This is a genomic window from Pseudomonas sp. 57B-090624 (assembly GCF_003234055.1).
Lineage (GTDB): Bacteria > Pseudomonadota > Gammaproteobacteria > Pseudomonadales > Pseudomonadaceae > Metapseudomonas > Metapseudomonas tohonis.
This window is the reverse complement of sequence record NZ_QKRU01000003.1, coordinates 42,101-53,426: the sequence shown is the minus strand read 5'-3', so window position 1 is coordinate 53,426 and position 11,326 is coordinate 42,101. Positions and strand designations below refer to the sequence as shown.

At 66.8% G+C, this 11,326-nt stretch carries 13 protein-coding genes; 7 read left to right on the top strand and 6 right to left on the bottom strand.

All coding sequences use genetic code 11. From position 1 onward, the window contains the following. The first annotated feature begins 109 nt into the window (after positions 1 to 109). The 4 genes from DMX10_RS02230 to DMX10_RS02215 all read left to right on the top strand — a co-directional run bounded on the left by DMX10_RS02230 (position 110) and on the right by DMX10_RS02215 (position 2,266). On the top strand, positions 110 to 619 hold the full coding sequence (locus tag DMX10_RS02230) for a response regulator (protein ID WP_111259574.1): 510 nt from the start codon (positions 110 to 112) through the stop codon (positions 617 to 619). Positions 620 to 789: 170 nt separating this feature from the next. After that, a complete protein-coding gene (locus DMX10_RS02225; RefSeq protein ID WP_111259573.1) occupies positions 790 to 1,230 on the top strand; it encodes a PaaI family thioesterase in 441 nt (146 codons plus the stop codon). Further along, entirely contained in the window at positions 1,230 to 1,637 is a 408-nt protein-coding gene (locus tag DMX10_RS02220) for a PaaI family thioesterase (protein ID WP_111259572.1), read from the top strand. The genes DMX10_RS02225 and DMX10_RS02220 overlap by 1 nt, the downstream gene beginning before the upstream one ends. Before the next feature lie 62 nt (positions 1,638 to 1,699). Further along, positions 1,700 to 2,266 carry a TetR/AcrR family transcriptional regulator gene (locus DMX10_RS02215; protein WP_111259571.1) on the top strand — a complete coding sequence of 189 codons (567 nt, stop codon included), beginning with the start codon at positions 1,700 to 1,702 and terminating at the stop codon, positions 2,264 to 2,266. A gap of 63 nt (positions 2,267 to 2,329) precedes the next feature. Here the strand turns inward: DMX10_RS02215 and DMX10_RS02210 are convergent, their stop codons facing one another. After that, positions 2,330 to 4,507: a malate synthase G gene (locus DMX10_RS02210; RefSeq protein ID WP_111259570.1), complete on the bottom strand. Its 2,178-nt coding sequence runs from the start codon at positions 4,505 to 4,507 to the stop codon at positions 2,330 to 2,332. A 314-nt stretch (positions 4,508 to 4,821) separates the two neighbouring features. On the opposite strand from DMX10_RS02210, the gene DMX10_RS02205 reads away from it, so the two are divergent. Continuing rightward, complete coding sequence (locus DMX10_RS02205; protein WP_111259569.1) at positions 4,822 to 5,268, top strand: GNAT family N-acetyltransferase; 447 nt, start codon at positions 4,822 to 4,824, stop codon at positions 5,266 to 5,268. A 29-nt stretch (positions 5,269 to 5,297) separates the two neighbouring features. Then, the gene (locus tag DMX10_RS02200; protein ID WP_111259568.1) at positions 5,298 to 5,819 is read left to right on the top strand and encodes a glycine cleavage system protein R; all 522 of its coding nucleotides are present in this window, start codon (positions 5,298 to 5,300) and stop codon (positions 5,817 to 5,819) included. 213 nt (positions 5,820 to 6,032) lie between these two features. Here the strand turns inward: DMX10_RS02200 and rarD are convergent, their stop codons facing one another. The 5 genes from rarD to DMX10_RS02175 all read right to left on the bottom strand — a co-directional run bounded on the left by rarD (position 6,033) and on the right by DMX10_RS02175 (position 10,016). Further along, a complete protein-coding gene (rarD, locus tag DMX10_RS02195; protein ID WP_111259567.1) occupies positions 6,033 to 6,923 on the bottom strand; it encodes an EamA family transporter RarD in 891 nt (296 codons plus the stop codon). A gap of 162 nt (positions 6,924 to 7,085) precedes the next feature. Further along, positions 7,086 to 8,060, bottom strand: coding sequence for a serine/threonine protein kinase (locus DMX10_RS02190; protein ID WP_111259566.1), 975 nt, complete (start codon positions 8,058 to 8,060; stop codon positions 7,086 to 7,088). A 73-nt stretch (positions 8,061 to 8,133) separates the two neighbouring features. Further along, complete coding sequence (locus DMX10_RS02185) at positions 8,134 to 8,898, bottom strand: TOBE domain-containing protein (RefSeq protein WP_111259565.1); 765 nt, start codon at positions 8,896 to 8,898, stop codon at positions 8,134 to 8,136. 68 nt (positions 8,899 to 8,966) lie between these two features. Next, complete coding sequence (locus tag DMX10_RS02180) at positions 8,967 to 9,701, bottom strand: ComF family protein (RefSeq protein WP_111259564.1); 735 nt, start codon at positions 9,699 to 9,701, stop codon at positions 8,967 to 8,969. Positions 9,702 to 9,722: 21 nt separating this feature from the next. Further along, on the bottom strand, positions 9,723 to 10,016 hold the full coding sequence (locus DMX10_RS02175; RefSeq protein WP_111259563.1) for a hypothetical protein: 294 nt from the start codon (positions 10,014 to 10,016) through the stop codon (positions 9,723 to 9,725). Positions 10,017 to 10,233: 217 nt separating this feature from the next. Between DMX10_RS02175 and bioB the strand changes: the two genes are divergently transcribed. Continuing rightward, positions 10,234 to 11,289, top strand: coding sequence for a biotin synthase BioB (gene bioB, locus DMX10_RS02170; RefSeq protein WP_111259562.1), 1,056 nt, complete (start codon positions 10,234 to 10,236; stop codon positions 11,287 to 11,289). Positions 11,290 to 11,326 lie beyond the last annotated feature (37 nt).

Below are 11,326 nucleotides of genomic sequence, written 5' to 3'. Positions count from 1 at the left end.
GGCGAAACGGGAACTCTTATGATGTTCCGCTATCACACACGCGTAATCCCGCGCACTCTGACTTTGTGCGGAGCAGCGTGCCTGCGATGGCCGCTACGAGGTGAAACCCATGAATTACGGTGACCTGCTGAGCCAAGAGGAGATGAAAGCCCTGGATGAGCTGGTGCGCGTGCCGAACGCCCAGCCCAGCGTGCTGCTGGTGGACGATGACGAAGCCGCCCGCGACTCCCTGGCCGATCGCCTGACCGCCCACGGCATCAGTTGCATCACCGCCGACAGCGGCGAGCAGGCCCTGGCCCTGCTGCTGGCGCGGCCCTCCATCGACCTGCTGGTGACCGAGCTGCACATGCAGTGCGGCAGTGGCCTGGAACTGGTCCGCCAGGTGCGCCAGTCGGCGCGGGCGAGCCTGCCGGTGATCATCACCTCGTCCTCGGGCGATGCCGACGTGCAGGACGCCATCGAGGCCATGCACATGAAGGTGGTGGATTTCCTTCTCAAGCCCGTGGACATCACCCGCCTGGTCACGCTGGTGCGCAACGAGCTGGGCACGCCGCCGAGCAAGCCTCCGGTGAGGGCGAGGCAAGCGAAGGCCGAAGTCCTCGCGCTGAAAAGCGCCTGAAGCCGCCGCAAGGCGGTTTTTTCTTTTCTCCATTTCCCATCGATCCGCTGGTTGGCCCGGCATTCGCCGGCCTGATACGGGCCGCCTGCTGCTTGTGGTCGATCAATTTGTGATCAAAATAGTTGGACCGGTCTATATAGAAGCCGGCCATTCTTTCAGGAGGAAGTGTCATGAACCATGATCCGCGTTTGCAGGAACGACTCGAAGCGGTGATCGGCGCCACCCCGTTCGCCGCGCTGATGGGGGCACGCGTCAATGCCATCGGCGCGGGTGCCGTCGAGCTGGAGGTCGAGGTGAAGCCCGAGGTGATGCACCAGCATCATGGCTTCGTACATGGGGCGGTGGTCGGCTTCATGGCCGACAGCGCCTGTGCCTGGGCGGCGGCCTCGGTGGCGGGGGACGTGGTGACCTCGGAGTACAAACTCAACCTGCTGGCGCCGGCAGTGGGCGAGCGCCTGGTGGCCCGGGGGCGGGTGTTGAAGGCATCCAGCCGGACACTGGCGACCTTCGCCGAGGTCTTCGCGATCAAGGGCGGCGAGGAGAAGCTGGTGGCGGTGGCCCTGGCCAGCGTGGCCAGCGTGGCCAGGGTCGGCGGCGAGGGCGCGCGCTGATGGAGAGCGAAGTGCTTCCCGGCTTCGAGCCGCTGTTTCGCAGCAGCCCATTCCTCGATCTCCTGGGGCCCCTGTATTGCCGCCGCGACGAGAGCGGCGGCCTGGTGATCGCAGTGCGTATCGGGGAGAAGCACTGCAACCTGCGGGGCACGGCCCATGGCGGGCTGCTCTGCACCCTGGCGGATGTGGCGCTGGGCTATTCCACGGCATTCTCCCAGGACCCGCCCCTGGCGATGGCGACGGTGAACCTGAGCCTGGATTTCTGCGGGGCGGCGCGGCTCGGGGACCTGGTGGAGGTGCGCACGGCGATCCACAAGGTGGGCCAGCGCCTGGCCTTCGCCAGTGCGGACCTGCGCTGCGGGGAACACCCCGTGGCCCGCGGCAGCGCCGTGTTTCATATTCCCTGAGGCTCGGGCATGCTTTGCGCGCGCCGGGCGGCCGGCGCGCCATTGCTCCTGGAGACGTCCCTGTGCCGAAGAAATCCAACGCTGCCGATCGCGTCGTGCGTGCCACCGCTTCACTGCTGGCGAGCAAGGGCTATTTCGGCACCGCCCTGGGCGACATCATCGCGCGCTCGGAAACGCCCAAGGGCTCGCTCTACCACTACTTCCCCGATGGCAAGCCGGAGATCGTCGGCGCGGCCATCGACTTCGTCGCCAGCGAGGTGCGTGCGCATCTCCAGCAGGCCGCGAGCCGGGCGCCCCATGCCCGCAACGCGCTGCTGGGCTTCACCGCGACGCTGCGCGGTTGGCTGCAGGCCTCGGACTACGCCGAATCCTGCCCGATCTTCGCCACCACCTTGAGCATCGACGATGAGTTGAACGGTGTTCACCGGCGTTGCGGCGTTGCACTGGATGGCTGGCATGGCGTGTTCGAGCAGGCGCTGAGTGCGGACGGTGTGCCGGCGGCAGCCGCCGAGAGCCGTGCCTGGCTGCTGATCGCGGCGCTGGAGGGGGCGCTCGGCGTGGCCCGGGTGCAGCGCTCGCTGCGGCCGCTGGAGCTGATCGAGGCGGAGCTGCTGCCGCTGCTGCCCTGATCGACCGGTTTTCTATTGGCATGAAAAAACCGCCCCGAGGGGCGGTTTTTTGTGGAGCCCGGCTTACAGGCCGTTCTTCGCCTTGAACTCGCGGCGACGACGGTGCAGGACCGGCTCGGTGTAGCCGTTGGGCTGCTTGGTGCCTTCGACCACCAGTTCGACGGCGGCCTGGAAGGCCACGTTGTCGTCGAAGTTGGGGGCCAGCGGGCGGTACAGCGGGTCATTGGCGTTCTGGCGGTCGACCACCGGGGCCATGCGCTTGAGGCTGGCGAGGATCTGCTCCTCGGTCACCACCTTGTGGCGCAGCCAGTTGGCCAGCAGCTGGCTGGAGATGCGCAGGGTGGCGCGGTCTTCCATCAGGCCGACATCGTTGATGTCCGGCACCTTGGAGCAGCCGACGCCCTGGTCGATCCAGCGCACCACGTAGCCGAGGATGCCCTGGGCGTTGTTGTCCAGTTCGTTCTGGATCTCCTCGGCGCTCCAGTTGGTGTTGGGCGCCAGCGGGATGGTCAGGATGTCGTCCACCGAAGCCGGCGCGCGCTTGGCCAGTTCGGCCTGGCGGGCGAACACGTCGACCTTGTGGTAGTGCAGCGCGTGCAGGGTGGCGGCGGTCGGCGACGGGACCCAGGCGGTGTTGGCGCCGGCCAGCGGGTGGCCGATCTTCTGCTCGAGCATGCCGGCCATCAGGTCGGGCATGGCCCACATGCCCTTGCCGATCTGGGCGCGGCCTTGCAGGCCGGTTGCCAGGCCGATGTCGACGTTGTTGTTCTCGTAGGCACCGATCCACTTCTCGCTCTTCATCGCGGCCTTGCGCACGACGGCGCCGGCTTCCATGGAGGTGTGGATTTCGTCACCGGTGCGATCGAGGAAGCCGGTGTTGATGAACACCACGCGCTCGCTGGCGGCCTTGATGCACGCCTTGAGGTTGATGGTGGTGCGGCGCTCCTCGTCCATGATGCCGACCTTGAGGGTGTTGCGCGGCATGCCGAGCACATCCTCTACGCGACCGAAGATCTCGGTGGTGAAGGCGACTTCTTCCGGGCCATGCATCTTCGGCTTGACGATGTAGACCGAGCCGGTGCGGGTGTTCTTGCGGGTGGTGTTGCCGTTGAGGTTGTGCAGGGCGATCAGGCTGGTGAACAGCGCGTCCTGGATGCCTTCCGGGATCTCGTTGCCGGCGGCGTCGAGGATGGCCGGGTTGGTCATCAGGTGACCGACGTTGCGCACGAACAGCAGGCTGCGCCCGTGCAGGGTCAGCTCGGAACCGTCGGCCTTGGTGTAGACGCGGTCCGGGTTCATGGTGCGGGTGAAGGTCTCGCCGCCCTTGGATACGCTCTCGGCCAGGTCGCCTTTCATCAGGCCCAGCCAGTTGCGGTAGACCACGGTCTTGTCGTCGGCATCGACGGCGGCGACGGAGTCCTCGCAGTCCATGATGGTGGTCAGGGCGGCTTCCATCAGCACGTCCTTGACGCCAGCGGCATCGGTCTTGCCGATGGGGCTGCTGGGGTCGATCTGGATCTCGAAGTGCAGGCCGTTGTGCTTGAGCAGCAGGGCTTGCGGGGCCGCGGCATCACCCTGGAAGGCGATGAACTGGGCTGCGTCCTTGAGGCCGGTCTCGGTGCCGTCCTTCAGGGTCACGGCGAAGGCGCCGTCCTTGATGGCGTAGGCGGTGGCGTCGACATGGGAGCCGTCGTGCAGCGGGGCGGCTTCGTCGAGGAAGGCGCGGGCGAAGGCGATGACCTTGTCACCCCGGACCTTGTTGTAGCCCTTGCCCTTTTCGGCGCCATTCTCTTCGCTGATCACGTCGGTGCCGTAGAGCGCGTCGTACAGCGAGCCCCAGCGGGCGTTGGCGGCGTTCAGGGCGAAGCGGGCGTTCATCACCGGCACCACCAGCTGCGGGCCGGCCATGCGGGCGATCTCTTCGTCGACGTTGGCGGTGGTGGCCTGGAAATCGGCCGGCTCGGGGAGCAGGTAGCCGATTTCCTGCAGGAAGGCCTTGTAGGCCACGGCATCGTGGGCCTGGCCGGCGCGGGCCTGGTGCCAGGCGTCGATCTGCGCCTGGAGTTCGTCGCGCTTGGCGAGCAGGGCTTTGTTCTTGGGCGCCAGGTCATTGATGACCGCTTCGGCGCCGGCCCAGAACTTCTCGGCGCTGATGCCGGTTCCGGGGATGGCTTCGTTGTTCACGAAGTCGAACAGGACTCTGGCGACCTGCAGGCCACCGACTTGAACGCGCTCAGTCATTGCTTGCCTCACTCTGCTCAATATCCGCTGCGGACCGTGCTCCAGTGCTTGTAGTCCGAGCCGCGGCATACTACATGAAGCCGTCGTAAAAATCATGGGCGTGCGTCGCTATGCGACCAGAAAACGCCTTGCAGTCACGGCGGGGGCAGAATGTTCTCAAGAAACAGGTGGATTGTTCCAGAAAAATCTTAAAAACGTACACGATTAATGAAAAGTCGTGTCTGCGACCCAGTGCCGCAGCCTGGAAACGCATATTCCGGGACTACCTTCAGCTCTTTTCTATACTGCCCACACTACAAAAATGGAGTTTTCCCATGGCCGTGCACGCCGTAACCGCTGCGGATATCGATGAACTCGCCGAGCTCTTCTCCGGCTACCTGGATTTCTATGAAGTACCGCGGCCGCTGGGCGAGGTGCGCGACTTCCTCGGCGACCGCCTGGCGCGTGGCGACTCGGTGCTGTTCATCGCGCGTAGCCTGGAAGGCAGGGCGCAGGGCTTCGTGCAGCTCTATCCCTTCATCTCGTCCCTGGCCATGGCGCCCGCCTGGCTGCTCAGCGACCTCTACGTCGCCCCGCATGCCCGCCGCCAGGGCGTGGGCGAAGACCTGATGAACGCCGCTCGCGCCCACGGCGAGGCCACCGGTGCCTGCGGCCTGCAGCTGGAGACGGCGAAGACCAACCTGGCCGGCCAGGCGCTCTACGAGCGCCTGGGCTATGTGCGCGACCAGGTGTACCTGACCTACTGGCTGAGCCTCGCCTGAGGCGGCCCACTACAGATAAGGAGTCGAGCGTGGACCATCTGGTATTGACGGTGATCGCCCCCGACCAGCCCGGGCTGGTGGAGCGAGTCGCCCAGTGCATCGCCGCCCATGGCGGCAACTGGCTGGAGAGCCGCATGTCGCGCATGGCCGGGCAGTTCGCCGGCATCCTGCGGGTGGCGGTGCCGGCGGAGGGGTATGACGAGCTGGTGGAAGGGCTGCAAGGCCTGGCGGCCCATGGCATCCGCGTGATGCTGGCGGAGAGCGGCATCGAGCCCTCCTGCACCTGGAAGCCGATCCTCCTGGACCTGGTGGGCAACGACCGCCCCGGCATCGTCCGCGACATCACCCGCCTGCTGTCCGAGCAGGGAGTGAACGTGGAGAGCCTGGTCACCGAGGTGAAGCCGGCGCCCATGAGCAGCGAGCCGCTGTTCCATGCCGAGGCGGTGCTGGCGGTGCCGCTGACCCTGTCCCTCGATGTGCTGCAGAAGCGGCTGGAGGCCCTGGCCGACGACCTGATGGTGGAGCTGGACCTGCAATCGCCGGCGTCGTGACGGCTATCCCCGGAAACCCTGGGCAAGCCTGTGGATAACCTGGGGAGCGCCGGTGCTGGATCAGGCCCTGCGCGGGCTGGGGCATTCTGGCTGAAAAACGAGCGGAATCAGGGGCTTGTGCACAAAGCACGGGGACGGAGCTGTGGATAAGCTCTGGAGCGACGGCTGCAGGCCAGGCGGGGCGCTGCCTGCAGCCGATCGTACGTTTTCTGCTCAGCCGACGTTGCGGCGCAGGGTGAACCAGGCGTCGACGCTGTAGACCGCGAGGCCGGCCCAGATGAAGCAGAACGCCAGGAGCTTGCTCGGATCGAAGTGCTCGTCGAAGAGGAAGATCGCCTGCAGCATCACCAGGGTCGGCGCCAGGTACTGGAGGAAGCCCAGCGTGGTGTAGGGCAAGTGGCGAGCAGCGGCGTTGAAGCACACCAGCGGCACCAGGGTGATGGGGCCGGCGGCGATCAGCCAGAAGGCCTCGGAGGTGCCCCAGAAGGCCACCTGGCTGGTCTGGGCCGCCGGGTGCAGGATGAGCCAGCCCAGCGCCAGGGGCAGCAGCAGCCAGGTTTCCACCACCAGGCCGGGCAGGGCGGCGACCGGTGCCTGCTTGCGGATCAGCCCATAGAAGCCGAAGGTCAGCGCCAGGGTCAGGGAGACCCAGGGCAGGCTGCCCACCTGCCAAATCTGTTGTGCCACGCCGACTGCCGCCAGGGCCACCGCGATCCATTGCAGGCGGCGCAGGCGTTCGCCGAGCAGGAGCATGCCCAGCAACACGTTCACCAGGGGATTGATGTAGTAGCCGAGGCTGGCTTCGAGCATGCGCCCGTTGTTCACCGCCCAGACATAGACCAGCCAGTTGGAGGCGATCAGTACGCCGCTGGCGGCGAGGATGCCGAAGCGCCTGGGGTTCTCGCGCAGTTCGCGCAGCCAGCCGGGGTGCTTCCAGACCAGCAGCAGGAGGGCGCCGAACAGGGCGGACCAGATGGCGCGGTGGACGATGATCTCCAGCGCCGGCACGGCCTGGATGGCCTTGAAGTAAATGGGGAAGAGCCCCCAGATGATGTAGGCGGTCAGGCCGAGGATGTACCCGCGACGCGGGTTGGCGGTGGCCATGTAGGGTCCTTGCTTAGGTCACTAACGAAAGGTCCGACATTCTAGAGGCCACTCGCCCGACTTGTCTGTCTGCTCAGGATCGTGTCGGAGGCCCCGGGGCCATCCCCGCGTAAGGATTACGTTACGCCGGACGTCCGGGGCACCTGCCGCATCGTCCGCGCGTCAGAACAGCCGCAGCGGTTCCTCGTCCATCGCCGCCAGTTGCTCGCGCAGGATCAGCACCTGGTCGCCCCAGTAACGCTCGCTGCCGAACCAGGGGAAGCTCATGGGGAAGGCAGGGTCGTCCCAGCGCCGCGCGAGCCAGGCGCTGTAGTGCATCAGGCGCAGGGCGCGCAGGGCTTCGATCAGCGGCAGCTCGCGCGGGTCGAAGTCGTGGAACTCCTGGTAGCCGTCCACCAGCTCGGAGAGTTGCGTCAGGCGCTCGTGGCGCTCGCCGGCGAGCATCATCCACAGGTCCTGCACCGCCGGGCCCATGCGGCAGTCGTCGAGGTCGACCAAGTGGAAGGTCTCGTCGCGGCACAGGATGTTGCCGGGGTGGCAGTCGCCGTGCAGGCGGATGGCGGTGTAGCGCACTTCGCCGAAGCGCTGGTCGAGGCGCTTGAGCAGGTCGCGGGCCACCGACTCGTAGGCCGGGAGCAGGCTCCTGGGGACGAAGCCGCCCTCCAGCAGGGTAGTCAGCGAGTCATGGCCGAACGCCTGGACGGTCTGGGTTTCGCGGTGCTCGAAGGGGCGCACGGCGCCCACCGCATGCAGGCGGCCGAGCAACTGGCCGAGGCGGTAGAGCTGGTCCATGTTGCCGGGCTCGGGCGCGCGGCCGCCACGGCGGGGGAACAGGGCGAAGCGGAAGCCGGCGTGCTCGAACAGGGTTTCGCCGTCGCGCGACAGGGGCGCGACCACCGGCACTTCGTGCTCGGCGAGTTCGGCGCTGAAGGCGTGCTCCTCGCGGATCGCGGCGTCGGTCCAGCGCTGCGGCCGATAGAACTTGGCGATAAGCGGCTGTTCGTCTTCGATGCCGACCTGGTAGACGCGGTTCTCGTAGCTGTTGAGGGCCAGTACGCGGGCATCGCTGAGGTAGCCCAGGCCCTCCACGGCGTCGAGCACGAGGTCGGGCGTCAGTTCGGCGAAGGGATGGGACATGGGCGACTCCGGTGATTGGGCGGCAAGTCTAGCGCCTATGGCACCGGCGGGGCGGTCTATCGTTCGTCGCGTGTCAGAGCGGGGTGCCGAGCAGCACCAGGCTGGGGGCGAACAGGGCGCGGGCCATGCTGCCCGCTCGCAGTCCGTCGGCTTCGAGCTGCTCGGGTTCGGCCAGGGCGCAGAGGGTCTGGCCGTTGGCCAGGGCGATGCGGACTTCGCTGGGGCCTTCGTCGTCGGGCAGGATCGCTTCGATGCGCCCTTCCAGGGCGTTGAGCTGTGGATCGGGCTGCACGCCGAGGGGCTGCACGCTGAGCCAGCCGGCCTTCATCAGGGCGATCACGCCGCGGCCAGGGGTGAGCTCCAGCTTCTCGCTGCTGTCGTGGGTGATCTGCGCGCGCATGCGGGCGCCGCCAGGCAGCTCGACGTCCACCAGGTCGTTACGACCCTGGGCCTGCACGGCGACGACCTTGCCGCTGAGCTGGTTGCGGGCGCTGGTACGCAGCATCAGGCGGCCCAGGCGTTCCAGGTCCTGCTCGCTCTCGGCGCTTTCCAGCAGGTGTGCCTGCAGGCTCTCCATGCGCTTGAACAGGGCCAGCAGGCGTTCGCCTTCGGCGGACAGGCGCGCGCCGCCACCGCCCTTGCCACCGACGCTGCGTTCGACCAGGGGTTTCTCCGAGAGGTTGTTGAGCTCGTCGATGGCGTCCCATGCGGCCTTGTAGCTGAGGCCGGCCGCCTTCGCCGCACGCGTGATCGAGCCCTGGACGGCGATCTGCTCCAGCAGGGCCATGCGCTGCGGGCGGCGGGTCAGTTGTTGGGTCAGGGGCGTGAGCTGGCTCATGGTCGACGGCTGTTGCTGAATATGGCGCAGCAGGCTGAGTGAGTCGGGGACGCCAGTCAAGCCATGCCTCAGGGCAGCGTGCCGGGCTTGGGCGTGCGCGCCAGGCAATAGATGTCGACCCGCTCGGCGCCAGCGCGCTTGAGCAGCTGGGCGAGGTATTGCGCGGTGGTGCCGGTGGTCAACACGTCGTCCACCAGCGCCAGGTGCAGCCCCTGTGGGCTGGCGTGCGGGGCCAGCTGGAAGGCGCCGCGCAGGTTGCGCTTGCGGGTGGCGGCATCCAGGCCCTGTTGGGCGGGCGTGTCCCGTGGGCGCAGCAGCCAATCGTCGTGCGTTGGCACCCGCAGGCGGCGGCCGAGCCAGCCCGCCAGCATCTGCGCCTGGTTGAAGCCGCGCTGGCGCTGGCGGCGGGTTGCCAGCGGCACGGCCAGCAGGGCGTCGGGGCGCGGCTCGCCGGTGCCCTGCACGTGCTCGATGTGGCGCGCCAGGAGTTCCGCCAGCAGGCGGCCAAGGGGCCACTGGGCCTGGTGCTTGAAGCGGGTGATCAGGCTGTCGACCGGGAAGTCGTAGCGCCAGGGGATGCAGGCGGTATCGAAGGCGGGTGGCCGTTTCAGGCATTCGCCGCAGGTCAGGCCGTGGGCGGGCAGTGGCAGGGCGCAGACCCGGCAACGCCCGGCCAGCCAGGGCAGGTCGGCTTCGCAGTCGGTGCAGATGGGCAGTTCGCCGCCTTGCGCCCGTGCGCTGCACAGCGCGCAGGTCGGTGCGGTTCGGACGAGGTGGCGCAGCAGGTGGACGAGCCGGTCCATGGCGCCCCTCCACGGGCGAGGTCAGTGGATCAGCCAGCTCATGACGATCAGGCCGAGGAAGATGAGGATCAGGCCGCTGATGATGCCCTTTCGCAGCAATGCGCGTATGCCGCCGAACAGCAGGAGCAGGCCGAGAATGAGTACGACGAAGCTGAAGATCGACGCATCCATCCCGATGGCCCGCGCCAGGCCCCGGAGGAAGTCGTCCATCGCCGCCCAGATGCCGCCGAGGACGGTTGAAAGCAGATCGACGATGAAGCGGATCACCTTGCCGATCGCCTCGCCCAGCCAACTGAAGAAGCCGTCGTTACCCATGCTCGTTCCTTATGCGTCATGACCGTCTGGTGTTTGATCCAGGCGGCGCCCAAGGGTTCTGTATGGTTAAAAAATAACCAGATGTAAACCTGTGTCGAGTTTTTGGTTGACAGCGTCATAGCCCAAAATCAAGATGCCCAACAGCCTGAATTCCCGCGCTCGCCGTCGGGATTTCCCCTTACAAGAGGCGCGATCCACGCGTCGAAGGAAGCTCCCCATGAGTGCAACCGTAGCCGTCTCCACCCGCCACGATTGGTCCCTCGCCGACGTGCGTGCGCTGTTCGAGCAACCCTTCAACGACCTGCTGTTCCAGGCGCAGACCGTGCACCGCGCGCACTTCGACCCGAACCGCGTACAGGTCTCCACCCTGCTGTCGATCAAGACCGGTGCCTGCCCCGAAGACTGCAAGTACTGCCCCCAGTCCGGCCACTACAACACCGGCCTGGACAAGGAAAAGCTGATGGAGGTGCAGAAGGTCCTGCAGGCCGCCGCCGAGGCCAAGGCCATCGGCTCCACGCGCTTCTGCATGGGCGCCGCCTGGAAGCATCCCTCCGCCAAGGACATGCCCTACGTGCTGGAGATGGTGAAGGGCGTGAAGAAGCTCGGCCTCGAGACCTGCATGACCCTCGGCCGCCTGGACCAGGAGCAGACCCAGGCGCTCGCCGATGCCGGCCTGGACTACTACAACCACAACCTCGATACCTCGCCGGAGTTCTACGGCAACATCATCACCACCCGCACCTACGGCGAGCGCCTGCAGACCCTGGCCTACGTGCGTGAGGCGGGGATGAAGATCTGCTCCGGCGGCATCCTCGGCATGGGCGAGTCGGTGGACGACCGCGCCGGCCTGCTGATCCAGCTGGCCAACCTGCCGGAGCACCCGGAATCGGTGCCGATCAACATGCTGGTGAAGGTCAAGGGCACGCCGCTGGCCGAGGAGAAGGACGTCGACCCGTTCGACTTCATCCGTACCCTGGCCGTGGCGCGGATCATGATGCCCAAGTCCCATGTGCGCCTCTCCGCCGGTCGCGAGCAGATGAACGAGCAGATGCAGGCCCTGGCCTTCATGGCCGGCGCCAACTCGATCTTCTATGGCGAGAAACTGCTGACCACCGCCAACCCCCAGGCCGACAAGGACATGCAGCTCTTCGCCCGCCTCGGCATCAAGCCCGAGGAACGCGAGGAACACGCCGATGAAGTGCACCAGGCCGCCATCGAGCAGGCACTGGTGGAGCAGAGAGACTCCAAGCTCTTCTATAACGCTGCTGTTTAACGACGGCGAGCTGGAAGCCTGAAGCCGGAAGCTTGAA